At 62.3% G+C, this 24,017-nt stretch carries 24 protein-coding genes; 9 read left to right on the forward strand and 15 right to left on the reverse strand.

The window, feature by feature from the left end; genetic code table 11:
* Window positions 1-215: 215 nt before the first annotated feature.
* The 3 genes from MESAU_RS21805 to MESAU_RS21815 all read left to right on the forward strand — a co-directional run bounded on the left by MESAU_RS21805 (window position 216) and on the right by MESAU_RS21815 (window position 3,994).
* Window positions 216-1,880, forward strand: a complete 1,665-nt coding sequence (locus MESAU_RS21805) for an ABC transporter substrate-binding protein (RefSeq protein WP_015318190.1) — start codon at window positions 216-218, stop codon at window positions 1,878-1,880.
* 68 nt (window positions 1,881-1,948) lie between these two features.
* Entirely contained in the window at window positions 1,949-3,070 is a 1,122-nt protein-coding gene (locus MESAU_RS21810; protein ID WP_015318191.1) for a carbohydrate ABC transporter permease, read from the forward strand.
* 6 nt (window positions 3,071-3,076) lie between these two features.
* On the forward strand, window positions 3,077-3,994 hold the full coding sequence (locus MESAU_RS21815) for a carbohydrate ABC transporter permease (protein ID WP_015318192.1): 918 nt from the start codon (window positions 3,077-3,079) through the stop codon (window positions 3,992-3,994).
* Between the two features lie 45 nt (window positions 3,995-4,039).
* On the opposite strand, the gene MESAU_RS21820 is transcribed toward MESAU_RS21815, so the two are convergent.
* Both MESAU_RS21820 and MESAU_RS21825 read right to left on the reverse strand, forming a co-directional pair.
* Complete coding sequence (locus MESAU_RS21820) at window positions 4,040-4,783, reverse strand: creatininase family protein (RefSeq protein ID WP_015318193.1); 744 nt, start codon at window positions 4,781-4,783, stop codon at window positions 4,040-4,042.
* 3 nt (window positions 4,784-4,786) lie between these two features.
* On the reverse strand, window positions 4,787-5,332 hold the full coding sequence (locus MESAU_RS21825) for an SIS domain-containing protein (RefSeq protein ID WP_041163857.1): 546 nt from the start codon (window positions 5,330-5,332) through the stop codon (window positions 4,787-4,789).
* Between the two features lie 210 nt (window positions 5,333-5,542).
* Between MESAU_RS21825 and MESAU_RS21830 the strand changes: the two genes are divergently transcribed.
* On the forward strand, window positions 5,543-6,565 hold the full coding sequence (locus MESAU_RS21830) for an aldo/keto reductase (protein WP_015318195.1): 1,023 nt from the start codon (window positions 5,543-5,545) through the stop codon (window positions 6,563-6,565).
* Between the two features lie 85 nt (window positions 6,566-6,650).
* Here the strand turns inward: MESAU_RS21830 and MESAU_RS21835 are convergent, their stop codons facing one another.
* The 4 genes from MESAU_RS21835 to clpP form a co-directional block, all read right to left on the reverse strand.
* A complete protein-coding gene (locus MESAU_RS21835) occupies window positions 6,651-6,923 on the reverse strand; it encodes an HU family DNA-binding protein (protein WP_015318196.1) in 273 nt (90 codons plus the stop codon).
* A 196-nt stretch (window positions 6,924-7,119) separates the two neighbouring features.
* On the reverse strand, window positions 7,120-9,531 hold the full coding sequence (lon, locus tag MESAU_RS21840) for an endopeptidase La (protein WP_015318197.1): 2,412 nt from the start codon (window positions 9,529-9,531) through the stop codon (window positions 7,120-7,122).
* A gap of 274 nt (window positions 9,532-9,805) precedes the next feature.
* Window positions 9,806-11,080: an ATP-dependent Clp protease ATP-binding subunit ClpX gene (clpX, locus tag MESAU_RS21845; protein WP_013532190.1), complete on the reverse strand. Its 1,275-nt coding sequence runs from the start codon at window positions 11,078-11,080 to the stop codon at window positions 9,806-9,808.
* A gap of 295 nt (window positions 11,081-11,375) precedes the next feature.
* Window positions 11,376-12,005, reverse strand: a complete 630-nt coding sequence (gene clpP, locus MESAU_RS21850) for an ATP-dependent Clp endopeptidase proteolytic subunit ClpP (protein WP_015318198.1) — start codon at window positions 12,003-12,005, stop codon at window positions 11,376-11,378.
* A 334-nt stretch (window positions 12,006-12,339) separates the two neighbouring features.
* Between clpP and MESAU_RS21855 the strand changes: the two genes are divergently transcribed.
* Window positions 12,340-12,933 carry a hypothetical protein gene (locus MESAU_RS21855; RefSeq protein ID WP_015318199.1) on the forward strand — a complete coding sequence of 198 codons (594 nt, stop codon included), beginning with the start codon at window positions 12,340-12,342 and terminating at the stop codon, window positions 12,931-12,933.
* A gap of 2 nt (window positions 12,934-12,935) precedes the next feature.
* Here MESAU_RS21855 and MESAU_RS21860 read toward each other — a convergent pair whose 3' ends face one another.
* Entirely contained in the window at window positions 12,936-14,039 is a 1,104-nt protein-coding gene (locus MESAU_RS21860) for an NAD(P)/FAD-dependent oxidoreductase (RefSeq protein ID WP_015318200.1), read from the reverse strand.
* A 104-nt stretch (window positions 14,040-14,143) separates the two neighbouring features.
* Here MESAU_RS21860 and MESAU_RS21865 point away from each other — a divergent pair, with 104 nt between their 5' ends.
* The gene (locus MESAU_RS21865; protein ID WP_015318201.1) at window positions 14,144-15,397 is read left to right on the forward strand and encodes a cytochrome P450; all 1,254 of its coding nucleotides are present in this window, start codon (window positions 14,144-14,146) and stop codon (window positions 15,395-15,397) included.
* A gap of 46 nt (window positions 15,398-15,443) precedes the next feature.
* Here MESAU_RS21865 and MESAU_RS21870 read toward each other — a convergent pair whose 3' ends face one another.
* The 6 genes from MESAU_RS21870 to MESAU_RS21895 all read right to left on the reverse strand — a co-directional run bounded on the left by MESAU_RS21870 (window position 15,444) and on the right by MESAU_RS21895 (window position 19,784).
* Window positions 15,444-15,788 (reverse strand): cupin domain-containing protein, encoded by a 345-nt coding sequence (locus MESAU_RS21870; protein ID WP_015318202.1) that lies wholly within the window; start codon window positions 15,786-15,788, stop codon window positions 15,444-15,446.
* A gap of 6 nt (window positions 15,789-15,794) precedes the next feature.
* Window positions 15,795-17,075, reverse strand: a complete 1,281-nt coding sequence (locus MESAU_RS21875) for an O-acetylhomoserine aminocarboxypropyltransferase (RefSeq protein WP_015318203.1) — start codon at window positions 17,073-17,075, stop codon at window positions 15,795-15,797.
* A gap of 156 nt (window positions 17,076-17,231) precedes the next feature.
* Complete coding sequence (locus MESAU_RS21880; protein ID WP_015318204.1) at window positions 17,232-17,753, reverse strand: CoA-binding protein; 522 nt, start codon at window positions 17,751-17,753, stop codon at window positions 17,232-17,234.
* Entirely contained in the window at window positions 17,750-18,532 is a 783-nt protein-coding gene (locus MESAU_RS21885) for an AAA family ATPase (RefSeq protein WP_015318205.1), read from the reverse strand. The genes MESAU_RS21880 and MESAU_RS21885 overlap by 4 nt, the downstream gene beginning before the upstream one ends.
* Window positions 18,532-18,954 (reverse strand): VOC family protein, encoded by a 423-nt coding sequence (locus tag MESAU_RS21890; protein ID WP_015318206.1) that lies wholly within the window; start codon window positions 18,952-18,954, stop codon window positions 18,532-18,534. The genes MESAU_RS21885 and MESAU_RS21890 overlap by 1 nt, the downstream gene beginning before the upstream one ends.
* A 5-nt stretch (window positions 18,955-18,959) precedes the next feature.
* Entirely contained in the window at window positions 18,960-19,784 is an 825-nt protein-coding gene (locus MESAU_RS21895) for an enoyl-CoA hydratase (protein WP_015318207.1), read from the reverse strand.
* A 154-nt stretch (window positions 19,785-19,938) separates the two neighbouring features.
* On the opposite strand from MESAU_RS21895, the gene MESAU_RS21900 reads away from it, so the two are divergent.
* The 3 genes from MESAU_RS21900 (at window position 19,939) to rpsI (ending at window position 21,567) form a co-directional block, all read left to right on the forward strand.
* Window positions 19,939-20,403 (forward strand): PaaI family thioesterase, encoded by a 465-nt coding sequence (locus MESAU_RS21900; protein WP_015318208.1) that lies wholly within the window; start codon window positions 19,939-19,941, stop codon window positions 20,401-20,403.
* Between the two features lie 215 nt (window positions 20,404-20,618).
* Window positions 20,619-21,083, forward strand: a complete 465-nt coding sequence (rplM, locus tag MESAU_RS21905) for a 50S ribosomal protein L13 (protein ID WP_010915638.1) — start codon at window positions 20,619-20,621, stop codon at window positions 21,081-21,083.
* Between the two features lies 1 nt (window position 21,084).
* A complete protein-coding gene (gene rpsI, locus MESAU_RS21910) occupies window positions 21,085-21,567 on the forward strand; it encodes a 30S ribosomal protein S9 (RefSeq protein ID WP_015318209.1) in 483 nt (160 codons plus the stop codon).
* Between the two features lie 67 nt (window positions 21,568-21,634).
* On the opposite strand, the gene MESAU_RS21915 is transcribed toward rpsI, so the two are convergent.
* Together MESAU_RS21915 and MESAU_RS21920 are read right to left on the reverse strand one after the other, a co-directional pair.
* Window positions 21,635-22,693: a glycerophosphodiester phosphodiesterase family protein gene (locus MESAU_RS21915; RefSeq protein WP_015318210.1), complete on the reverse strand. Its 1,059-nt coding sequence runs from the start codon at window positions 22,691-22,693 to the stop codon at window positions 21,635-21,637.
* A gap of 95 nt (window positions 22,694-22,788) precedes the next feature.
* On the reverse strand, window positions 22,789-23,997 hold the full coding sequence (locus tag MESAU_RS21920; protein WP_015318211.1) for an acyltransferase family protein: 1,209 nt from the start codon (window positions 23,995-23,997) through the stop codon (window positions 22,789-22,791).
* Window positions 23,998-24,017: the final 20 nt, after the last annotated feature.

The following is a 24,017-nucleotide window of genomic DNA, read 5'->3' on the forward strand; positions in this document are numbered from 1 at the left end:
CAAGTCGGTCTCTTATAGATAAAAACCCGTCCTCGTTGACACGGCGTTTGGTTGTGAGAATAGTGACGAGCGCCAATCCGAACGCCGGTACTCTACCCGAAAAAACGGAACGCGAAGCGACGCAGGCCGGGGTCCTGATTTCGCTTCTAAAAGGCCAGCGCCCGGCACGATTGGCACTTTCGATTCACGACTAACGTTCTGGGAGGAAATAGTCCATGCGAGTAGGTCTTTACGACAAACTGGTACGTGCCGGCGCCACAAGGCGCGACATATTGAAGGGCGCGGCCTCGATGGCCGCGATCGCCGCCGCATCCGGCGCCGGACTTGGCGCGCTGACGCGCCCGGCTTCCGCCGCAAGCGAACTGCGCTCGAAAATCCTGCAGATCCCCGGGGTTGGCAAAGGCCAGCCGACAGACGCCGACTTTCAGAAGGTCGGCGAGCTTTGCCTGGAGGCGACCAAGGCCAATGTCAAGGAAGGCGAGTTCGCCGGCGTCGAGCTCACCTTCATGGGCCTCAACAACCAGAACCTGCACAATGTGCTGTTCCGTGGTTTCCTGAAGCCATGGGAGACCTATACCGGCGCCAAGATCAGCTGGATCGACCTGGCGCAGGCCGACTACAACGCCCGCCTGCAGCAGTCGATCGCCACCGGCACCGTCGACTTCGACATCATCGAGATGGGCGCGCCGTTCGAGGGCGACGTCTGCGGCAAGGGTCTGACTTCGGAGATGCCCGACTGGGTCAAGAAGCAGATCGACTTCGACGATCTCGTCAACTACCTCAAGCCGCCCGTCGGCACATGGGATGGCAAGCAGTACCGGGTCACCATCGACGGCGACGCGCACAATTTCAACTACCGCACCGACGTGTTTGCCGATGCCGACCTCGCCAAGCAGTGGAAGGATGGCGGGGCGACGAGCGAATGGGGCGTGCCTAAGACCTGGCAAGAGGTTCAGGCCGTGACCAAGTTCCTCAAGGGCAAGAAGTTCAAGGGCCAGGATGTCTACGGCTACCTCGACGCGCCCAAGCCCTGGGGCGGGTTCGGCTTCTACTTCCTAGGCAGCCGTGCCACCGCCTACGCCAAGCATCCCGACGACAAGGCCTGGCTGTTCGACGCCGACACGATGAAGCCACGCATCAACAATCCGGCCTGGGTACGCGCCATCCAGGACGTCATCGACGCCCTGCCGTCGGAGCCGGCCGACCAGATCAATGCCGACCCGAACACCACCGCCTTCCAGCAGTTCCTGGCCGGCACCGGCTCGATGATCCCCTGGTGGGGCGACGTCGGCTCGAACGTCAAGACCAATGACAGCTCGGTCATCGGCGATGTCACCGGCTTCTCGATCCTGCCGGGCTCCGACGATGTCTACAACTCCAAGACCGGCAAGTGGGAGAAGCTCGCCAGCGGCCCGAACTATTCGCCCAACTGCGCCTATCTCGGCTGGGGCGTCTATGTCATGGCCCGCGTCGATAGCGACGAAAAGAAGAAGAAGGCGGCATGGTCGGCTGCCGCCCATCTCGGCGGCAAGGACCTGTCGATCTGGACGGCGATGTATCCGTCGGGCTTCCAGCCCTACCGCAATTCGCACTTCGACATTCCGGAGTGGGTGGCGGCCGGCTACGACGAGGCGTTCATCACCTCATACCTGAAGTCGGAAGGCGACAGCTACAACCATCCCAACGCGGCGATCGAGCCGCGCATCCCCGGCATCTTCCAGTATTACAGCGCCGCCGAGGATATCCTGGCCAACACCTTCGCCGGCAAGATGAAGGCGCAGGAAGGCGCCGATGCCATCGCAGCCGCCTGGGAGAAGCTGACCGACCAGATCGGCCGCGACAAGCAGATCAAGCTCTACAAGGCCTCGCTCGGCATGTAGGCTGCCCTATAAACCGTGGTCCGGCGGCAACGCCGGGCCACAGCTTCCCTTCCAAACGGGCGAGATTTGTGACTGACCAGACTTCGACCGCGACCCAGTGGCCGGCAGACGCCGCCCCCTATGATCTGATCCCGCCGGGCCGCAGGCGTCTGGGCTGGGCGCTGATGGCGATTGCCACGCTCGGCCTGCTGGCGACGATCGTGGTGCAGATCCTCTACAAGACCGAGGTCGATACGATCGGCTTCGAGACATGGCGGCCCGTGGTCTACGCCTATGTGCTGTGGGGTGTGGCGATCGGCATCGGCCAGGTTCTGACACGCGGCGAGGACGGCCAGCGCGCGCTGTTCCTGCTGCCGGCCCTTTTGTTCACCATTGCGATGGTGATCTTCCCGACCCTGTTCGGCTTCTACATCGCGCTGACCGATTGGAACCTCTCCTCCTTCAGCGGCCGCAGGTTCAACGGGCTCGACAACTTCTGGCAGATGCTCGCCGACCCCTACTACCGCAACGCCCTGTTCAACATGGTGCTCTATGTGCTGGCGGTGCTGGTCGAATATGTCATCGCCTTTGGCCTGGCACTGCTCCTCAACGCGCAGATCCGGGCTCGAAAGTTCTTCCGGGTGGTGTTCCTGATGCCGCTCATGCTGTCGCCGGTCGCGGTGTCGTGGATGATCGGCAAGTCGCTGATGGAATACCGCTTTGGACCGGCAGCCACGCTGGCGCGCCATCTCGGCTGGGAAGACCCGGCCTTCTTCTCGAACCCGATCACCGCCCGCATCTCGATCATGCTGCTGGACGCCTGGACCTTCATCCCGTTCATGATGATCATGCTGCTGGCGGGACTGCAGGCGATGTCGCGCGAGGTGCTGGAGGCGGCACGGGTCGACGGCGCCACGGCCTGGCAAACCTTCTGGCAGGTCACTTTCCCGCTGATGCTGCCGGTGTCGGTGACGGCGGTGATCCTGCGCATCATCTTCAAGCTGAAGCTTGCCGACATCATCATCACGGTTACCTCGGGCGGTCCGGGCGGCGCCACCGATTCGGTCTCGAGCTTCATCTACCGCGAATACCGCGACCGCTCGAATGTTGGCTATGGCACCATGCTGGCGATGGTCTATCTCGTCATCATCGTGGTGTTCGTGACCTGGCTGTTGAAGTTCGCCAGCCGTTTCGTGCGCAATGTGAATTAGGTAGAGATGAGCGTTCAGACCACCGACTACGTCGCATCCGAAATCCGCTCGCCGGCGAGCTTCCTCGCCAGCCGCGTCTTCATCTATGGTGCGCTCGCCTGCTGGGGCTTCATCTGCCTGTTTCCGATCTATTGGACCATCACCACATCCTTCAAGACGGCGGTGGATGTCACCCAGGGCCACCTGATCCCGTTCGTCGACTTCCAGCCGGATTGGAAAGGCTGGCGATCGCTCGGCCTGTCGCCGGACTCGATCTTGCAGACATCGACGGTGCGCGACGAATTCCTCAAGCGCTTCATGAATTCCGTCATCACCTCGGTTGGCGCGTCGAGCCTGGCGATCATCATCGGCAGCCTCGCCGCCTATGGCCTGACCCGCTACCGCTACCATTTCGCCTGGTTCAAGAACGAGGACATCTCCTTCTTCTTCCTGTCGCAGCTCATCCTGCCGCCGGTGGTGCTGGCCCTGCCCTTCCTGGTGCTCTACCGTGAAGTCGGATTGCTCGATACCCGCGTCGGGCTGATCCTGCTCTACACGCTGATGGTGCTGCCGATCGTCATCTGGATCATGCGCGACCAGTTCAATTCCATCCCCGTCGAACTCGAGGAAGCAGCCCTCGTCGACGGCCTGTCGATCTGGGGCGCCTTTTTCCGTATCGTCATGCCGATCGCGCTGCCGGGCATGGTGGCCGCCTTCATCCTGGCGATGGTGCTGTGCTGGAACGAGTACTTCTTCGCCGCCCTTTTGACCTCGACGGACGCCAAGACTATTCCCGTCATGGTCGCCAGCCAGACGGGCTCGCAAGGCATCAACTGGTGGTCGATGGCGGCGCTTGCCACGGCCGCGATCGCGCCGCTTGCCGTCATCGGCATCGCCCTGGAGCGCTACCTGATCATGGGCATGACCGCTGGCGCGGTGAAGTGACCGGGCGTCTTCACCTCCCCTCGGTCGGAGAAAGGTCGCGCTAATCTAAGCCTTCAGGATCGCGCGCAGATGATCCATGATCATGGCGACGCCCTTCTGTCCAAGTGCTGCCGAGGCTTCCGCCGCAGTTGCCGTATACCAGCTTTTGTTGTCCGCGAAATGCGCGGCGTCCACCGCTTCCGGGCATAGCGCCAGCATCAGCGATGTCTCGCCGATGCCGGCATGGTCGAACGGATATTTGCCGTTCATGGCGGCCGGCATCAGCGGATGCACCTGCACCCAGTTGAAGAAGTTTTCGCCCTCGGCATGTCCGGCGTAGTAGTCGGCCATTGTCTCGGAGCCCCACCAGCCCTCGCCGCGCTGCTTCTCGAGGAAGCGGAAGATCGCCTGTCTGCCTGCTGTCTTGAAGGCGAGATCCGTCGGCATGCCGGCAGCGAAATTCTCGGTCTGGTGATGAATGATGGCGTGGATGTTGCGGAACCCAATGCGCAGCAGGCTGTAGAACAGCGCCTCGCCGAATGGCGCCAGTTGATTGCCGCCGACCTGGACGGAGCCGCTGCCTTCCGGCGGTGCCACCGCGTAACTCGCCGCGCCATAGTAGAAGGGCGGCAGGATGACGACATCGCTCTCTTTTTCGAACAGCTCCAGCGTCTTGATGACTGCCAGCGTATCCATGCCGACGGCCATGTGCTCGCCATGGTATTCCAGCACGCCGAGCGGCAGCGCGACCGGCCAATTCTGGGCGATTGCCTTTCGGATCTGGTGCGGCAGCATCAGTTCATAGCGCATGATCTATTCCATGTTGGTGTGGCGCGCGCGCATGGCTTCCGGCGACGCCGCGGTCATCTCCCTGAGTTTCAGCACCATGATCTCGAACAGCACGAACAACGCGCCCTCGAACACCGAGCCCATCGGCAGCACCGACGTCTTTTGCGGCCCCTGGTCGTCGGCCATGGTCTGCGCCGGGATCAGCAGCGTCAAATCGGCCAGCCCTGCGGCGCTGCCGCCTGCCTGGGCGGTCAGGAGCAGTACGGTGGCGCCTGCCTCGCGCGCGATGCGCATCAGGGTGAGTACGGTCGAGGTTTCGCCGGGTCCGGAACTGACAAGCAGGACATTGCCCTGCCCTACAGGCGGGGTGGTCATGTCGCCGACGACCGAAACCGGCAGGCCCAGATGATAGAGCCGCATGGCGAAGCCCTTCACCTGCAAGGCCTCGCGGCCGCAGCCAAAGACGACGATCTGTCTGGCACCGACCAGCATCCCACAGGCGGCGTCGATCCGATCGCCATCGACGCGCGCCAGCACCGCGCCAAGCTCGTCGAGCGCGGTCTTGAACATCTCCGAGCTGGAGTTGCTCACGGCCGCGCCGCCTGCGCGCCGGCAATCCAATTGAATTGGCAATTCCTGATCACGCTTTTCCCCGGAACAGCTTGATTTCGTTCATGCTAGCAACCGGGAAAATGCGTGTCCAACGCTCAGCGGCGCTTTTGCCAAGCCACGAGCGTGATAGTGTCATGTCAGACAAATCAATCCGGGAAATTTCAGGACATGAAGACACGGCATTTCGACCGCATCGGCAATGGCGGCATCACCTTCACGGAGCTGGGCTTTGGTACGGCGCCGCTCGGCAATCTTTACCGCGCCGTCTCCGACGAGGATGCCAATGCGACGCTGGAGGCCGCCTGGGCGACCGGCTGCCGCTATTATGACACCGCGCCCCTCTATGGGCTCGGACTGTCGGAAACGCGCCTCAACCCGTTCCTGCGGTCCAGGAAGCGCGATGACTACGTGCTGTCGAGCAAGGTCGGCCGCATCATGCGCGCCTGCCCGCCAGAAGAGCGCACCGGCATCGGCAAGTTCTTCGACACGCCGTCGCGCAAGGAGGTCTACGATTACAGCTATGACGGCGTCATGCGCTCGTTCGAGGCCTCGCTGGAGCGGCTTGGCGTCGACCGCATCGATATCCTGTTCGTGCACGATGTCGATATCTTCACCCACGGCAGCAAGGAGGCGTCCGACCGGCGCATCGAAGAGTTCATGCGCTCGGGCTATTATGGCCTGCTCGCCTTGCGCGACCAGGGCGTCATCAAGGCGTTCGGTGGCGGCATCAACGAATGGCAGGTGGCCCAGACCCTGGCCGAGCGCGGCGATTTCGACCTGTTCCTGCTTGCCGGGCGCTATACGCTGCTGGAACAGGAGGCGCTGACATCGTTCCTGCCTCTTTGCCAGAAACGCGGCATCGGCATCGTTCTCGGCGGCCCGTACAATTCCGGCATCCTGGCCACCGGACCGAAGCCCGGCGCTTACTACAATTATTCCGAGGCGCCGCAGGATGTGCTCGATCGTGTGGCGCGCATCGAGGCCGTCTGCAAGCGCCATGGGGTCAGGTTGATCGAAGCCGCCCTGCAGTTCCCGCTGTTGCACCCGTCGGTGGTTTCGGTCATCCCCGGCGGTCAGCGGCCTGAAGAGGTCGAGAGCAACCGCTCGCTCCTGGACGCGAAACTCCCTGCAGCGCTCTGGGCTGACCTCAAGAACGAAGGCCTCATGCGCGCCGACGCCCCGACAGCTTGAGGAGCTACCGTCCGGCCCAATACGCCGAAAAAGAAAAGCCGGGCAAGCCCGGCTTTTCTGGTTTTTTTCAAAAATAAAAACGCGCTTAGTTGACGGCGTCCTTGAGACCTTTGCCGGCCGAGAACTTCGGCACGGTGCGCGCCGGGATCTTCACTTCGGCGCCGGTCTGCGGGTTGCGGCCGGTGGATGCGGCGCGCTTTGACACGGTGAAATTGCCAAAGCCGACAAGCCGGACATCGCCGCCCTTCTTCAGTTCGCCGGAGATGACAGAAAACACTGCATCGACCGCAGACTGCGCGTCACCCTTCGAAATGCTCGCGGCGTCGGCGACAGCGGACACCAGTTCGTTCTTGTTCATAAAAATTCCCTTCCATGAGAACACCGGAACTCACGACTCATCCGGCAGGAAACGGACTTTAGAAAGAAGCGTTCCCGCAACCAAGTCGAAAAGGCAGGAAAAAAGCGGAAAAAGCCCGGAATTCCGGGGTTTTTCACATGAAAAAGCCGGGCGCGAGGCCCGGCTTTCTGTTTGTGCGCTGCAACCTTAGAAAAAACTAATGCGCAAGCGACTTTCCAGCGTCATCGCTGGTGTCCGTGGAAGCCGGCGGATTGACCGGTTCGACCCATTCGATCGGCTCCGGCATCCGCACCAGCGCGTGGCGCAACACCTCACCGACGCGTGAGACCGGAATGATTTCCATGCCGTTCTTCACGTTGTCCGGGATCTCCGCCAGATCCTTGGCGTTGTCTTCCGGGATCAGCACCTTCTTGATGCCGCCGCGCAGTGCGGCGAGCAGCTTCTCCTTGAGGCCGCCGATCGGCAAGATGCGGCCGCGAAGCGTTATCTCGCCAGTCATCGCCACATCCGCCCGCACCGGAATACCCGTCAGCACCGACACGATGGCCGTGGCCATGGCGGCACCCGCGGACGGACCGTCCTTCGGCGTGGCGCCTTCCGGCAAGTGCACGTGGATGTCGCGCTTGTCGAACAGCGGCGGCTCGATGCCGAAATCGATGGCGCGCGAGCGGACATAGGAGGCCGCCGCCGAGATCGATTCCTTCATGACGTCGCGCAGATTGCCGGTCACCGTCATACGGCCCTTGCCGGGCATCATGACGCCTTCGACCGTCAGCAGCTCGCCGCCGACTTCCGTCCAGGCAAGACCGGTGACGACACCGACCTGATCGTCAGCCTCGACCTGGCCGAAGCGGTAGCGCTGAACACCGAGATAGTCGGCGAGGTTCGCCGCTGTGATGCTCACCGTCTTCTTCTTCGTCTTCAGGATCTCGGTCACCGCCTTGCGCCCGAGCTTCATCAGCTCGCGCTCCAGGCTTCTGACGCCCGCTTCACGGGTGTAGGTCTGGATGATGGCGCGGATCGCGTCCTCACCGACGGAGAACTCCTTGGGCTGCAGCGCGTGATCGCGGATCACCTTCGGCATCAGGTGCCGCTTGGCGATTTCGATCTTCTCATCCTCGGTGTAGCCGGCGATACGGATGATCTCCATGCGGTCCATCAGGGGCGCAGGGATGTTCAGCGTGTTCGCCGTCGTCACGAACATCACGCTCGACAGGTCGTATTCGACCTCGAGGTAATGGTCCATGAACGTCGAGTTCTGTTCGGGGTCGAGCACCTCGAGCAGCGCGGACGACGGATCGCCACGGAAGTCCTGGCCCATCTTGTCGATCTCGTCGAGCAGGAAAAGCGGGTTGGACTTCTTGGCCTTCTTCATCGACTGGATGACCTTGCCGGGCATCGAGCCGATATAGGTGCGCCGGTGGCCACGGATCTCGGCCTCGTCACGCACGCCGCCAAGCGCCATGCGGATGAATTCGCGACCGGTCGCCTTGGCGATCGACTTGCCGAGCGAGGTCTTGCCGACGCCGGGAGGGCCGACGAGGCACAGGATCGGCCCCTTCAGCTTCTTCTGGCGGCTCTGCACGGCAAGATACTCGACGATGCGGTCCTTGACCTTGTCGAGGCCGAAATGATCGGTGTCGAGCACGTTCTGCGCGTAGGCCAGGTCCTGCTTGACCTTGGAGTTCTTGCCCCACGGGATCGACAGCAGCCAATCGAGATAGTTGCGCACGACAGTCGATTCGGCCGACATCGGCGACATCGTCCTGAGCTTCTTCAATTCGGCATCCGCCTTTTCGCGGGCCTCCTTGGAGAGCTTGGTCTTCTTGATGCGAGCCTCGATCTCGGCGGCCTCGTCGCGGCCGTCCTCGCCCTCGCCGAGCTCCTTCTGGATCGCCTTCATCTGCTCGTTGAGGTAGTATTCGCGCTGCGTCTTCTCCATCTGGCGCTTGACGCGCGAGCGGATGCGCTTCTCCACCTGCAGGACGGAGATTTCGGCTTCCATGAAGCCCATCGCCTTTTCCAGCCGCTCCTTGACGGAAAGCGTGGCCAGCATTTCCTGCTTTTCAGGGATCTTGATGGCAAGATGCGAGGCAACCGTGTCGGCGAGCTTGGAATAGTCGTCGATCTGGCTGGCGGCACCCACCACTTCGGGCGAGATCTTCTTGTTCAGCTTGACGTAGTTCTCGAAGTCGGTGACGACCGAGCGGGCCAGGGCCTCGACCTCCACCTCCTCCTCTTCCGGCTCGACCAGAGCCGTGGCCTTGGCCTCGTGGAAGTCGGGACGGTCGGTGAAGGAGACGATTTTCGCGCGCGAGGCGCCCTCGACCAGGACCTTGACGGTGCCGTCGGGCAGCTTCAGCAATTGCAGCACATTGGCGAGCGTGCCGATGTCGAAGATCGCATCGGGCTCGGGATCGTCATCGGCGGCATTCATCTGGGTGGCAAGCAGGATCTGCTTTTCCTGACCCATCACCTCTTCCAGCGCCTTGATCGACTTTTCGCGCCCAACGAAGAGCGGAACGATCATATGCGGGAACACCACGATGTCGCGCAGTGGGAGGACCGCGAAGACGCCGTCGCTGGGAGCCTTGGATATTTTGGCCATTGTCCAACCTTTCATGTCGCGGCCACCATCAGGCCAACCGCGAATCTCATATTAACGACCGGGGATCGTTCCGCCTACCACCGTTTATGACGGGAGTTTTACAGCACAGAAATCGGGCACCTCGGCCTTCTCGTGTTAGGTGGAGGCAGGCAGGGCAAAGATCAAGAGTTAACATCGTCCCCAATCCACTCCATCGCGACGCTGTGCGGGTTCCTCACAGCAAAACGGCGCCGCAGGGGCGCCGTTCCATAAAAATATAGGGCCAAGTGCCATATCAGGCGCTGACATTGCCCTTCTTTTCCTTCTGTTCGGAATAGATGTAGAGCGGCCGGGCGCTGCCGGTCACCACCTCTTCCGAAATCACAACCTCGCGCACGCCTTCGAGCGCCGGCAGTTCGAACATCGTGTCGAGCAGGATCGCTTCCATGATCGAACGCAGGCCGCGCGCACCGGTCTTGCGCTCGATGGCGCGCTTGGCGATCGCCGAAAGCGCGTTCTCGTGGAAGGTCAGATCGACATTTTCCATCTCGAACAGGCGCTGGTACTGCTTGACCAGCGCATTCTTCGGCTCGGTCAGGATCTGGATCAGTGCCGGCTCGTCGAGATCCTCCAGCGTCGCCAGGACCGGCAGACGGCCGACGAACTCCGGAATGAGGCCGAACTTCAACAGATCCTCGGGCTCGACCAGGCGGAAAACATCACCCGTGCGGCGATCCTCCGGCGAGGCGACGACAGCTCCGAAGCCGATCGAGGTTTTCCTGCCGCGATCCGAAATAATCTTGTCCAGCCCGGCGAAGGCGCCGCCGCAGATGAACAGGATGTTGGCGGTGTCGACCTGCAGGAACTCCTGCTGCGGGTGCTTGCGGCCGCCCTGCGGCGGCACGGAGGCGACCGTGCCTTCCATGATCTTGAGCAGCGCCTGCTGAACGCCCTCGCCCGACACGTCGCGGGTGATCGAGGGATTGTCGGACTTGCGTGAAATCTTGTCGATCTCGTCGATGTAGACGATGCCGCGCTGGGCGCGCTCGACATTGTAGTCGGCCGACTGCAACAGCTTCAGGATGATGTTCTCGACGTCCTCGCCGACGTAACCGGCCTCGGTCAGCGTCGTGGCGTCGGCCATGGTGAAGGGTACGTCGATGATGCGGGCCAGCGTCTGTGCCAGCAGCGTCTTGCCGCAGCCGGTCGGGCCGATCAGCAGGATGTTGGACTTGGCCAGCTCGACATCGTTGTTCTTGCCGGCGTGCGCGAGGCGCTTGTAGTGGTTGTGGACGGCCACCGACAGCACGCGCTTGGCGTAGGGCTGGCCGATGACATAGTCGTCGAGAACCTTGAGGATCTCCTGCGGGGTTGGCACGCCCTCGCGCGACTTCACCATCGAGGTCTTGTTCTCCTCGCGGATGATATCCATGCACAGCTCGACGCACTCGTCGCAGATGAACACCGTCGGACCGGCGATCAGCTTGCGCACCTCGTGCTGGCTCTTGCCGCAAAACGAGCAATAAAGCGTGTTCTTGGAATCACCGCTGTTGTTGCCGACCTTGCTCATTTTCATGTCCTTTCATGGCCGCCCGCCGATGGTCTGGCTGAAAGGGCGCATACTCTATTTATCGCGGGAATCCGCCGCCGCCAGTCTTCCGGCTCCCGCAACGTATTCCGTACGAAACACAAATCAGAAAACGTGGCAATGATTCGCAGCTTCCCCACGCAAAGCTAAGCCGTCGAAAATCAACATAGCCTTAACGTAGGCAATCCCGACCTCCGAGGGAACAGCCAATTGTGGCCGAAATGACGCAAGACACGCCAAAAGCGCGTGATGGTGCCATCCAACTGCCAACTAGCCTTTATGCCAACGCTCCCTCGGCCGCCTCGCGCGACGAAATGACCTTGTCGATCAGGCCAAAATCCTTGGCCTCGTCGGCGGTCATGAAATGGTCGCGGTCGAGCGTCTTCTCGATGTCCTCATAGCTCTTGCCGGTGTGCTTGACATAGACCTCGTTGAGGCGACGCTTCAGCTTGATGATGTCCTGGGCGTGACGCTCGATATCGGACGCCTGCCCCTGGAAGCCGCCGGACGGCTGGTGAACCATGATACGGGCGTTGGGCGTGGCGAAACGCATGTCCTTGTGGCCGGCGGTCAGCAGCAGCGAGCCCATCGAGGCCGCCTGGCCGATGCACAGCGTCGACACGGCCGGTTTGATGAACTGCATGGTGTCGTAGATCGCCATGCCCGAGGTGACGACGCCGCCCGGCGAATTGATGTAGAGGTTGATTTCCTTCTTCGGGTTCTCCGCTTCGAGGAACAGGAGCTGCGCGCAGACCAGCGTCGCCATGCCGTCCTCGACCGGACCGGTGATGAAAATGATGCGCTCCTTGAGGAGGCGCGAGAAAATGTCGTAGGCCCGCTCGCCGCGATTGGTCTGTTCGACCACCATCGGAACGAGGTTCATGTAGGTTTCGACGGGATTCTTCATCAGTTATCTCTTGTCTCGCGGTGGGATTCCGGCGCCGGACAGGCTGGCAGCTCGGGCAGAATCGGTTCTGGATCGTTAAGATGTAAATAGGATGCCGGCTCATCCTTGTGCAAGGCCGACCCGTCCTAGCCATCTGGGTAAGTCGAATCAAGCTTCCGGGCAAGAATTAGCAGCAGCTGATGCCACGCCGACCTCAAATACCGACCGGCCCCGCCAGGGTAGCAGTTTCTTAACCTCGTCACTTAACGAAATGCGCCAAAACCGCTTTTCTCCGCAACGGCTTCCCCTACAATTCAACGTTGAACTTGTGCCTACAGTTCAGACGGGGAGTGCCATGTCCGGGAAAACCGCATGCTTCACCATTGCAGGGATGACCATGCTCGGCTCGATTTCGCAAACGGCGGCCGGTGGTCGCGCCGTCGAATGCTACGAGCCCGTCCACACACCGGCCGTTTACGACACGGTCTACGAAGACGTCATGGTCAGCCCTCCCGGCCAGCAGATCGTCGACTATGATCCGCCGATCTATGGCACGCGCGAGCGAGTGGTGGTGACTGTGCCGGCCCAGGTTCGGTATGAGGTGGTGCCTGCGGCCACCAGGACCGTCTACCACACCGTCAGGGTCGATGGCGGCGGCTATTCCTGGGAATGGCGCGTCATCCACGGCCGCCGCGTGCTGTGCAAGGTTTGGCGCAGGGCACGCTTTGAACGCGTCGCCGAGACGGTGGTGATCCAGCCCGAGCGCACGCGGCGCGTCGTCATTCCGGCGCAATATGACAGTATCGCCGAGGAGGTGCTGGTGCGGCCCGAGCAAAGGCGCGTCATCGATATTCCCGCCGCGTACCAGACCGTCCCGCGCCGCGTGCTGGTGCGCGAAGGCTCATCCGGCTGGCGGCGGGTGCATATTCCAAGGCACTGCCAGGACTAGGCTTAGGCCACCTCGGCCCGCAGCCAGGCCCTAAGACCGACGACATCGCCATCGCCAATGGCTTTGGCCACACGACGCCCGACCGCCGCGCCGAACTTGTAGCCGTGACCCGAGCACGCCGAGACGACCAGGCACTTGCCGGTCTCATGCGCCAGGAATTTCTCGTCATCGGTGAACGTGTAGGCGCAGGTGACCACTTCGGTCACCTTGTACTCCTCGATGCGGGCGATCGGCGGCGAAAACAGGTTGCGGATCGCCTCGCCCTCGCCGGGCACCGGCTCGCGGTTCCAGTCGGCGTCGCTGGTCGGCACCTTGTGCAGGCCCGAGCCGAATTTCATGCCGGCGCCCCGCGTAAGCGGGATCATATAGCCGTCGGTCGTGCCGCCGACATCGAGAATGACGGGCGCCGCCTCCCAAGCGGCCTTGAGATCGGCCGGCGGCTCGACATAGGCGAGCGCGGTGCGAAAGGTCTTCAATTCGCCGCCGAGTTCGGGGAATAGTTTCAGCACCCAGGCGCCAGCGGCACCGACGATGCGGTCGGCCTGCATCGTCTCGCCGGATTCGAGCACGATATGGCCGGCCTCGGCATCGATCTCCGTCACCTTGCTGTGCTCGTAGACGTTGGCTCCATTGGCACGCAGCCATTTGGCCAGCCCGGCCGCTATTTTGCGGCAATGCAGCGCGCCGCCCTCGGGCGAAAAATAGGCGTAGCGGAACGAGCCGGCCTCAAGGAACGGCCAGCGCTCGACGGCTGCCTCCGGTCCCAGCAATTCGAAAGGGAATTTTCCCTCTTCCAGGCCCTCGCGGTATTCCTCGGCCTCGTCGCCGGGCTCGCGCGAAACGCAGACGAAGCCCCGCGCGTCGAGGTGGTTCTCGCCGAGATCGGCCCACATCTCGTCCCAGGCCTCGTAGGCTTCGGTGATCAGCAGCCCATAGCCGGTTCCAGCGCGGTAGGCGCGGCGGATGATGCGGTGATGGTCGCCCGATGCCGCCAGCGGATTGGGGATCGGCCCCTGCTCGACAATCGACACGGCGTGGCCCGCCTTGACCAGCGACCACGCCGTGGACAGACCGGCGATACCCGCGCCGACAACGATCACATTCATCCGTTCAGACTTTCCGCAACCCTACTGCCTGGCTCAATGCATCGGGCTGTCGGACGCAACATACGGTCTGGAACCGGGCTGGCAAGCCGCGCTATGGGTCTGGCATGACCAAATCGACGCTCTCCTATCTGGCCTTTGATCCAGCCACTCGCCAGCTCAGACTCGACCCGCGCGAACCGGCTTTCTTCCTGAACCCTTACGAGGCCTACGGCTTCCTGCACGAAGCCTCGAATGCGTTTTTCTGGGAAGAGTTCGGCTTCTGGTGCTTTGGCGGCTTCGGCGACGTCAACCGGCTGTTGCGCGACCGCCGTTTCGGCCGCCAGAACCCGGCCGGCATCCCCGACAGCCGCGGTGTCGGACAAGACAGGACCCATCTCAAGGCATTCGACGGCATCGAAGCCAATTCGATGCTCGAGCTGGAGCCACCGGTCCATACGCGGCTGAGAACACTGGTCAACCGGGCTTTCGTCTCCCGTCAGGTCGAACGGTTACGGCCGCGCGTCGAGGCGCTCGCCAACGAATTGATCGATCGTTTCGAACCTGGCAAGGCCGTCGACCTCCTGCCGGCCTTCGCCTCCCCGCTGCCAATCACCATCATCGCCGAAATGCTTGGCGTGCCGGTGGAGATGGGGCCGCGACTGCTCGACTGGTCGCATCAAATGGTCGCCATGTATATCCACGGCCGCACCCGTGAGACCGAGGAGACGGCCAACCGTGCCGCGGGCGAATTTTCCGATTTCCTGCGCGGCTACGTGACCGAACGGCGCAAGAAGCCGGGCGATGACCTGCTGTCGCTGCTGATCTCGGCCCAGGAGGACGGCCAGAAACTGTCAGAGGACGAGCTGGTCTCCTCGGCCATCCTGCTGCTCAACGCCGGCCACGAAGCAACCGTGCACCAGACCGGCAATGCCGTCCATTCCATCCTGGCACAAGGCGGCGACCCGCGCCGCTTCTTTACCTCGCCAGAGGCGACGGCGGCGACGGTCGAGGAATGCCTGCGTTTCGATGCGCCGCTGCACATGTTCATGCGCTATGCCTATGAGAAAATCCAAATCGCGCCCGGCATCGTCGTGCGGCCGGGCCAGACGATCGGACTTCTGCTTGGCATGGCCAATCATGATCCGCATGCCTTCGCCGAACCGCAGACCTTCCGGCCGGAGCGCACCGACCAGAAGAATGTATCATTCGGCGCCGGCATCCATTTCTGCATCGGTGCGCCGCTGGCCCGCCTCGAACTGCAGGTTTCGCTGAGGACCTTGTTCGAGCGGCACCCGCAACTGCATCTCGCCGAACAGCCGCGCTTCCGCGACACATACCACTTCCATGGACTGGAGCGACTTGCCGTCGTTTTTAGCTAGCGAGTTGCCCGGAAATCCGATCGGATTCTCGATATGTGATCAAGCTTCAAAGCTTGATCACATACTCCTTGCGAGTCGTTTCAAGCACTTCCCAGCTTCCCTTGAAGCCCGGCCGCAGCACGAAGCTGTCACCGGCTTTGACGGTGCGCGCTTGGCCGCCCTCTTCGGCGATTACCGAAACACCTGAGAGAATGTGGCAGAACTCCCATTCTTCATAGACGATGCGCCACTTGCCCGGGGTCGATTCCCAGATGCCGGCATAGAGGCCGCCGTCGCGCTCCTCGACATTCCAGGTGCGGAATTTCGGATCGCCCGAGATCAGGCGATCCGGCGCCGGCGCGCCGGATTGGGGTTCGACGCCTTTGGTGTCGACGGAAAGAAACGCGGTCATATCAGGTCAGACCTTGGCGAGCGCCTGTTCGAGGTCGGCGACGATGTCGGTGACATCCTCGATGCCGATGGACAGCCGCACCGTGTCCGGCCCGGCACCAGCCTTGACCTTCTGTTCGTCGGAAAGCTGGCGGTGCGTGGTCGATGCCGGATGGATGACCAGCGACTTGGTGTCGCCGACATTGGCCAGGTGCGAGAACAGTTCGAGTGCCTCGACGAATTTGATGCCCGCCTCGTAGCCGCCCTTGAGGCCGAAGGTGAACACGGCGCCGGACCCCAGCGGCGAATATTTCTTCTGCAGCGCGTTGTTCTTGTCGCTGGGCAGGCCGGGATAATTCACCCAGGCGACCTTGGGGTGGTTGGACAGCCAGCCGGCGACCGTGATCGCATTGTCGCAATGACGCTGCATGCGCAGCGGCAAGGTTTCGAGGCCGGTCAGGATAAGGAAGGCATTGAACGGCGAGATCGCCGGGCCGAGATCGCGCAGACCGAGCACGCGCGCGGCGATGGCAAAAGCGAAATTGCCGAAGGTCTCGTGCAGCACGAGGCCGCCATATTCGGGGCGCGGTTCCGACAGCATCGGGTATTTGCCCGACTTCGACCAGTCGAAGGTGCCGCCATCGACAATGACGCCGCCAATCGAATTGCCATGGCCGCCCATGAACTTGGTCAGCGAGTGGACGACGATGTCGGCGCCATGCTCGATCGGCCGGATCAGATAGGGCGAGGCCAGCGTGTTGTCGACGATCAGCGGCAGGCCGTGCTTGCGGGCGATGTCGCCGATCTTCTCGATATCGACGAAGGTGCCGCCCGGATTGGCCAGGCTCTCGATGAAGATCGCCTTCGTCCTGTCGTCGATCTGGCTCTCGAAGGTCGAGATGTCGTTGGTTTCGGCCCAGCGCACCTCCCAGCCATAATTCTTGAAGGCATGGCCGAACTGGTTGATCGAACCACCGTAAAGTTTGTTGGCGGCGACGAAATTGTCACCGGGCTGCATCAGATTGTGGAACACGATGACCTGCGCGGCATGGCCGGAAGCGACCGCAAGGGCGGCCGTGCCGCCCTCGAGGGCCGCGACGCGCTCTTCGAGCACTGCCTGGGTCGGGTTCATGATGCGGGTGTAGATGTTGCCGAAAGCTTTTAGCCCGAACAGCGAAGCGGCGTGGTCGGTGTCATCGAAAACAAAGGAGGTCGTCTGGTAGATCGGCGTGGCGCGCGCGCCGGTGGCCGGATCGGGCTTGGCGCCGGCATGGACGGCGAGCGTGTTGAAACCTGGCGAACGGGTCACTGAAACCTCCCTTTGAACTTCCTAAATTGGCCGCGCATTCTTGGCGAAGGCGACGTGCGAATGCAAAGAAGAAAATACCTTTCGGCGCCGATCCTTCGATCACACCGCAGGATAATGCGGCGTTCCGCGGAATAATTTTGCGCCTCTGCGCCGCGCCTATTTCTGGCGCACGCCGAAACTCTGAAAACCCTGGCGCATCAGCGGCTTCTTGGACGACAGCACGCCGGAATTGACGCCGGTCCAGCCGATCTCGCCGGAGAGCTTGCCATACTCGATCTTGGGGCAGCGGTTCATCACCACCTTGATGCCGGCCGCTTCGGCACGGGCGGCTGCCTCGTCATGGCGCACGGCAAGCTGCATCCAGATGACTTTCGGCAAGGGATCGAGTTGCAACACCTCGTCGACGATGCCGGGGACCGCCGCGGCATTGCGGAAAATATCGACCATGTCGATCGGCTCCGGTATGTCGGCCAGCCTGGCATAGGTCATTCGGCCGAGGATTTCCTTGCCGGCCTGGCCAGGATTGATCGGGAACACCGAAAACCCCTTGGCCAGCAGGTATTTCAGGACGAAATAGCTCGGCCTGACATCATTGGCCGACGCCCCGACCATGGCGATCGACTTCACCGAATTGAGGATGCCGCCGATATAGGCGTTGTCGTAGCTATCGTGATTCATGCCTCGTCCTCATACAACGCCTCGGCGAGAAAACCATCCGGGTCATTGCTGAAATCGCGCAGCATCCGGAAGTGGTCCGTATCGCGAAAGTCGGCAAGCTCGAGCCCAAAGCGGCTGATGCGGAACAGCTGCGCGCCGGGACAGGCCATCAACAGCGGCGAATGGGTCGCCATGATCACCTGCGCGGTGCCCGATTGGTCCATGCGCCGCAGCATCTTCAGCAATTCGATCTGGCGCGTCGGCGAAAGCGCGCTCTCGGGCTCGTCGAGGATATAGATGCCTTGCCTGCGGCAGCGCTCCTCGAAGAAGCGGATGAAGCCTTCGCCATGCGACCAGGACAGGAAATCCGGCGGCGGTGGCTTGAACGGATCTTCCAGCGCTGCCTGGTCGAGGTAGCGGGCCACCGAGTAGAAGGATTCGGCGCGAAAGAACCAGCCGGCGGTGACTTTTGGCAACCAGTGGCCACGGAATGTGTTGGCCAGTGCGGCGCCACTCTCGTCGATGGCGCCGGAATGGTCGACCGGCCGGTAGCCCTTGCCGCCGCCCGCTTCGTCATAGCCGGCCAGCGCGCCGATCGCCTCGAGCAGCGTGGATTTACCGATGCCGTTCTCGCCGACGATGATGGTGATGGGCGTGGTGAATTCGAGCTCGAACGCGTGGCCGCGAAACAGCGGCAGGTTCCACGGATACTTCTCCCAGTCCGTGACCCGCTCCCGGTCGAGCAAAATCCGTTTGAGGTACGGTGCCTTGAGCCGTGTCAGTTGCTTGCGGTAGGCCATCAATCAGGCAGCGAAATCGTGCCGTCATCCGCGATCGGAAAGGCCGGGTTATGAGCCACCTCCCAAACATGCCCGTCGGCATCGGCGAAGTACCCATACCAGCCGCCCCAGAAGGCGCGGCCGGCCGGCTTGATGATGCGCCCGCCGGCCTTTTCCGCCTGCGCCAGCACTTCGTCGACCTCGGCGTCGGAGCGGGTGTTGTAGGCGAGATAGACGGCCGAGGGCGCCTGGGCGAAGGTGATACCGGAGTCCTCCTCGGCGCTGGGGCGCGGGAACAGGCCGAGGATGGCGCCGCCCATCTGGAAGAAGGCGACACCGTCGGTGATCCCCGCGTGGCGCTTCAGACCCATCGCCTCGTAGAAGCGCACGGCGCGCTCCAGATCGTCGGTGGCGATGGTGATGATGGAGACGCGCGGTTCCATGATCCCTATTCGTCCGTCCATTCCGGCTTGCGCTTGCCGATGAAGGCGCCGATGCCCTCTTCCGCGTCCCGCGCCAGCATGTTCTCGACCATGACTCGGCCGGTATAGGCATAGGCATCGGCCAAGCCCATCTCGGCCTGCGCGTAAAAAGCTTCCTTGCCGGTCTTGATCACCAAAGAGGATTTGCAAGCAATGGTTTGCGCGTATTTGGTGACAATCTGATTCAGGTACTCGCGCGGCACGACCCGGTTCACGAGGCCAAACTCCTTGGCGGTCGCGGCGTCGATCGTCTCGCCGGTCAAGAGCATCTCCATCGCCTGCTTGCGCGAGACGTTGCGCGACAGCGCAACCATCGGCGTCGAGCAGAACAGGCCGATGTTGACGCCCGGCGTGCAGAAGGTCGCCTCGTGCGAGGCGATCGCCAGGTCGCAGCTGGCGACCAATTGCAGGCCGGCGGCTGTCGCCAGGCCGTCCACCTCGGCGATGACAGGCAAGGGATGGCGCACGATCGTCTGCATCAGCATGGCGCAAGCGGCAAAGGTCTCTTCGAAGAAGGCCTTGCCGCGATCGGCATCGGCACGCCGCGAGGTCATTTCCTTGAGGTCGTGGCCGGCGCAGAACACCTTGCCGGCCGCCGACAGCACAATAACGCGAACGGCCTTGTCCGCCTTGGCGTGTTCCAACTCCGCCACGAGCGCCGCCATCACCGAAAGCGACAGGGCATTGGCGGGCGGATTGGCGAGCGTCAGGCGCAGCACGCCCTTCTCCCGTCTTGTCGTGACCGGGCCCTCGTCGGCGGCAGCAGGCTTGATGGCAAGGATTTCGGCCATGGCTAAGATCTCCGCGATTCCGGTCGTGCAGGCAGAGTATCTAATATCGGATCGGGTTTCGTCCAACACCCATCGCTTGCGCCAGCATGATGTATATGTTGCCAGAAACACCCGGCTGCGCCCATACAGGCTTGGCGCAGAACGAGAGACCGAGATGCCCGCCCAGACCAACCTCAAGCCGGTGCTGACCGCAGCGCAGATCAATTTGTTGATGGAAACCGTCTTTCCCCAACTCAACGAGAGTGCCGCCGCCTACGAGGCGATCGACGTGTTTCCAGGCGGCTGCATCGTACGGCTCAATGCCGGTGAACGGCATTTGCGTCCCGGCGGCACGGTGTCCGGCCCTGCCCTGTTCACGCTGGCCGACATTGGCGGCTATGTCTGCGTGCTCAGCCATGCCGGGCCGGATGCGCTCTCGGTCACCACCAACCTCAACATCAACTTCGTGCGCAAGGCCGAAGCCGGGCCGATCGATGGCCATTGCCGTATCCTGAAGCTCGGCAAGAGCCTGATGGTGTTCGATATTGACATCGTTGCCGGCCCGGAAGGACACACGATCGCGCATGCCACGGGCACCTACTCGATCCCGCCGCAGAGCGCCGCCAATGTGGTAAAATAATACCTTTAATCCAACATGCTGTTTCTACAGCCTTTTCTGCGCTACAGGACTTTTCCGCTACCTTGACGCTGTTACTCCGCTCGCCTATAAGCCTTCACGAAGCAGCGGCCCGCAAAGGCCGCCGTTTTGTTATTGGCTGATGACAAGCGTCTTTCGCCAATCCAAGCAACAAGAAACGCCTTCACTCCCGAAGGTCAGAACCGAGAGCAGAAAACATGACAACCTTTTCGCAGAAGCCTGCGGATGTGGTGAAGAAGTGGATCCTGATCGACGCCGAGGGTCTCGTCGTCGGCCGTCTCGCCACTGTCATCGCCAATCATCTTCGCGGCAAGCACAAGCCGACCTTCACCCCGCATGTCGACGACGGCGACAATGTCATCGTCATCAATGCCGACAAGGTGGTATTCACCGGCAAGAAGTTCACCGACAAGGTCTATTACTGGCACACCGGCCACCCCGGCGGCATCAAGGAGCGCACCGCGCGTCAGCTGCTCGAGGGCCGTTTCCCCGAGCGTGTCGTCGAGAAGGCCGTTGAGCGCATGGTTCCGCGTGGCCCGCTCGGCCGCCGCCAGATGAAGAACCTGCGCGTCTATGCAGGTGCCGAGCATCCGCATGTCGCCCAGCAGCCAGAAGTCCTCGACGTGGCCAAGCTGAATTCCAAGAACAAGAAGGTCGCATAAGATGGCTGAGCTTTCCTCGCTCGCAGAACTGGGCGCCGCCACCGGCAACACCAACACGCAGGCCGCCGCCCCCGTCCACGTCCAGAAGCTCGACAAGTCGGGCCGCGCCTACGCCACCGGCAAGCGCAAGAACGCCATCGCGCGCGTCTGGGTGAAGCCGGGTTCCGGCAAGATCGTTGTCAACGACAAGGAATTCGCGACCTATTTCGCGCGTCCGGTCCTGCAGATGATCCTCAACCAGCCGATCATCGCGTCCAACCGCTCGGGCCAATACGACATCATCGCCACCGTCGTCGGCGGCGGACTTTCCGGCCAGGCCGGCGCGGTGCGTCACGGCATCTCGAAGGCGCTGACCTATTACGAGCCGGCGCTGCGCGCCGTGCTCAAGAAGGGCGGCTTCCTGACCCGCGACAGCCGCGTCGTCGAGCGTAAGAAGTACGGCAAGGCGAAGGCCCGCCGTTCCTTCCAGTTCTCGAAGCGCTAACCGTTTCGAATTTTCGGACAATCGAAAAGGCCGCCTCCGTGCGGCCTTTTTGCTTGAACGCGGCGGATCAATTGATGCTGGCGGTCGCGGCTGGCTCGATGCGTTCGCCCGTGCCGGCATAGGGCACCCGATAACCATTCGCCGCCAGCCAGCCGATCGCCGCTTTCGGCTCGTCGGTCTGGATGATGGTGGCGCCACGATCGGCCCAGAAGCCCCAGGCTTCGCGCGGCAGGCTGGCCTGGACCGCCAGTTCGTCGCCACGGCCGCCGGCGAGGAAGCCGCCTGGTTTGTTGACGATGGCATAGGTGTCGGCCCAGATATGCCAGTCGCCCCTTACCGCCTCAGCGCGCATGCGCGTGCTGAACAGCGGCCCGCCGGTTTCGGTCAGCGTCTCGGCGCCCGCCCGCCAGTTGATCAGTTCGATCGCGCGCGGCGCGAAGACGTGGTCGACCGTCGAGGCGAAGCCCGCATCATGGACCGCGTCATCGGCGATGATCGGCATGAACTGGAAGCCCCCGCCTGCGGCAGTCATGGCGGCTTTCACGGTGCTGATCCTGTTCTGGTTCCAAAGGTTTTCCTTGACGATGACTTGCTCGGCCATGCCGAGGTCGCGCGCCACCGCGATCATGCCCGGGAGGTCGCCGACTTCGAGCTTGTTGTCGAGATTGATGAGGATTCTGTCCCGTGTCGCCATCAGCATCTCGCGCAACGTCGAGACGGTCTCGTTGGTGACGGCATGGGTGCCCTCGATCACCAGCCGGCATCTCTTCAGCTCGGCCAGCGTGTGGTGGATGACTTCGCCCTTGCAGGTGGTCGTGCGGTCGAGCCAGCTGTCATGCATGACGATGAACGCGCCGTCCTTCGAGCGCCGGATGTCGACCTCGACGATTTCAGCGCCGATCGCGATCGAGCCTTCCACGGCGGCAAGCGAATTCTCCGCATAGAGCGTCTTACCGGCCTGCATGCTGCCGGCGCGATGGGCGGCCACCATGACATGGTCGCGCCACTGGTTGGCATGTTCGAAGCGGTCGAGGATTTGCCTGGCGCGGGTTTCGCCGGCCATTGACTGGCTGGCGGAAGCCGTCAGCGTGACGGAAAGCAGAAGGCTCGGCCAGAAGGTCTGCATCGAGAATCGCTCCATTCCGGATCGAGCCGGGAATAGGCGATGCCCGTGACATCTGGGTGAACGAAGCCGGCTAGCGGTTGCCGCGATATCTCGCCTCAGATGCGTTTCGACAGCCGGCGGAACCAGGCCATCGCAGGCATCTCGACGAAACGCCAGGTGATCCAGGAGACACCTATGGTGGTAAGAAGCATGACGATGATCGCCACGGTCCCCGTCCAGCCGGCGCCAAAGCCGGTCGCGGGCTCGCCACGCAGTACGATGTCGCCAACCAGGCCGAGGCCGAGTTTGCGCTCGACCAGCCCGGCGACATTGATCAGGCGCGCCTGAACGAAGATGTGGACCATGTAGATCGAATAGGACAGCGCGCCGAGCGTCAGCATGAACGGCGTCCTCAGCAACGCGCTGATCCAGCCGCCTTCATGGGCGAAGAGAAACAGTGCCAAGGCGAACACCAGGGGCGCGGCAATGCCGGCGTTATTGTCGCCCGCCAGCGAGACAAAGAGAGCGATGACGGCCACCATGACGATTTCGGCAACAGTCCAGCTCATCCTCGGGCCGTTTGCGGCCAGAACCTGTCGCGCTCCTGCAATGGAATCATGCTGAAACCAGGCCAGCAGAGCACCCAGCGAGAAGCCGTAGAGGCAGCGGATGAAGCCGAAATCATAGGACACATCCATATGATGCGTGGAGAAGCCAAGCAGGAACAGCGGCGCGGTGACGGCGGCGGCGACCAACCATATCCAGGCGCGCGCGCCGGCGACGAAGACCGCCCCGGCAAACAGGAGATAGGCAAAGAACTCGGCCGAGATGCTCCAGCTCGGGGCGTTCCAGGTCAACCGATCCTCGAAGCCGACACCTTGCAGCAAAAGGAGATTGGCAGCCAAGCTCTTGAGGTCGAAGCCACCGGTGAAAGGAGCAGCACCCGTGCCATGCAGCTGCGGTAGCACGAGCCGCAGCAGCTCGAAGGCGGCAAAGGCGGCAATCATGACCAGATGCAGCGGATAGATGCGGCCGAAACGGACCAGCGCGAAGCGGCAGACCTCCTGAGTGCGGCCGAGCCGATCGGCATAGCTGGAGGCGATGACGAAGCCGGAAAGGACGAAGAAGAAGTCGACGAAGAGATAGGACGAACCGATAAAGCTGCTCTGCGAGATCGTCGAGGCGGTCGGGAAATGAAACAGCGCCACCAGCAGCGCGCAGATGCCGCGCCACGAATCGAGAACCCGGAACCGATCGCCGGCGATCGTACCGGTGTGGGTCGACACCACGGCATCCGACGGATTAAGAAACGCGGTCTGCGTCATGATGATACAAGTCCTGTCTT

The organism is Mesorhizobium australicum WSM2073 (assembly GCF_000230995.2).
Classification (GTDB): Bacteria; Pseudomonadota; Alphaproteobacteria; order Rhizobiales; family Rhizobiaceae; genus Mesorhizobium; species Mesorhizobium australicum.

Excerpts from the sequence above, each read along its gene's own strand:
- MESAU_RS21805 (WP_015318190.1), top strand. The coding sequence starts at position 216 with ATGCGAGTAGGTCTTTACGACAAACTGGTACGTGCCGGCGCCACAAGG.
- MESAU_RS21815 (WP_015318192.1), top strand. The coding sequence starts at position 3,077 with ATGAGCGTTCAGACCACCGACTACGTCGCATCCGAAATCCGCTCGCCG.
- MESAU_RS21820 (WP_015318193.1), bottom strand. The coding sequence starts at position 4,783 with ATGCGCTATGAACTGATGCTGCCGCACCAGATCCGAAAGGCAATCGCC.
- MESAU_RS21825 (WP_041163857.1), bottom strand. The coding sequence starts at position 5,332 with ATGTTCAAGACCGCGCTCGACGAGCTTGGCGCGGTGCTGGCGCGCGTC.
- MESAU_RS21830 (WP_015318195.1), top strand. The coding sequence starts at position 5,543 with ATGAAGACACGGCATTTCGACCGCATCGGCAATGGCGGCATCACCTTC.
- MESAU_RS21835 (WP_015318196.1), bottom strand. The coding sequence starts at position 6,923 with ATGAACAAGAACGAACTGGTGTCCGCTGTCGCCGACGCCGCGAGCATT.
- lon (WP_015318197.1), bottom strand. The coding sequence starts at position 9,531 with ATGGCCAAAATATCCAAGGCTCCCAGCGACGGCGTCTTCGCGGTCCTC.
- clpX (WP_013532190.1), bottom strand. The coding sequence starts at position 11,080 with ATGAGCAAGGTCGGCAACAACAGCGGTGATTCCAAGAACACGCTTTAT.
- clpP (WP_015318198.1), bottom strand. The coding sequence starts at position 12,005 with ATGAAGAATCCCGTCGAAACCTACATGAACCTCGTTCCGATGGTGGTC.
- MESAU_RS21855 (WP_015318199.1), top strand. The coding sequence starts at position 12,340 with ATGTCCGGGAAAACCGCATGCTTCACCATTGCAGGGATGACCATGCTC.
- MESAU_RS21860 (WP_015318200.1), bottom strand. The coding sequence starts at position 14,039 with ATGAATGTGATCGTTGTCGGCGCGGGTATCGCCGGTCTGTCCACGGCG.
- MESAU_RS21865 (WP_015318201.1), top strand. The coding sequence starts at position 14,144 with ATGACCAAATCGACGCTCTCCTATCTGGCCTTTGATCCAGCCACTCGC.
- MESAU_RS21870 (WP_015318202.1), bottom strand. The coding sequence starts at position 15,788 with ATGACCGCGTTTCTTTCCGTCGACACCAAAGGCGTCGAACCCCAATCC.
- MESAU_RS21880 (WP_015318204.1), bottom strand. The coding sequence starts at position 17,753 with ATGAATCACGATAGCTACGACAACGCCTATATCGGCGGCATCCTCAAT.
- MESAU_RS21885 (WP_015318205.1), bottom strand. The coding sequence starts at position 18,532 with ATGGCCTACCGCAAGCAACTGACACGGCTCAAGGCACCGTACCTCAAA.
- MESAU_RS21890 (WP_015318206.1), bottom strand. The coding sequence starts at position 18,954 with ATGGAACCGCGCGTCTCCATCATCACCATCGCCACCGACGATCTGGAG.
- MESAU_RS21895 (WP_015318207.1), bottom strand. The coding sequence starts at position 19,784 with ATGGCCGAAATCCTTGCCATCAAGCCTGCTGCCGCCGACGAGGGCCCG.
- MESAU_RS21900 (WP_015318208.1), top strand. The coding sequence starts at position 19,939 with ATGCCCGCCCAGACCAACCTCAAGCCGGTGCTGACCGCAGCGCAGATC.
- rplM (WP_010915638.1), top strand. The coding sequence starts at position 20,619 with ATGACAACCTTTTCGCAGAAGCCTGCGGATGTGGTGAAGAAGTGGATC.
- rpsI (WP_015318209.1), top strand. The coding sequence starts at position 21,085 with ATGGCTGAGCTTTCCTCGCTCGCAGAACTGGGCGCCGCCACCGGCAAC.
- MESAU_RS21915 (WP_015318210.1), bottom strand. The coding sequence starts at position 22,693 with ATGCAGACCTTCTGGCCGAGCCTTCTGCTTTCCGTCACGCTGACGGCT.
- MESAU_RS21920 (WP_015318211.1), bottom strand. The coding sequence starts at position 23,997 with ATGACGCAGACCGCGTTTCTTAATCCGTCGGATGCCGTGGTGTCGACC.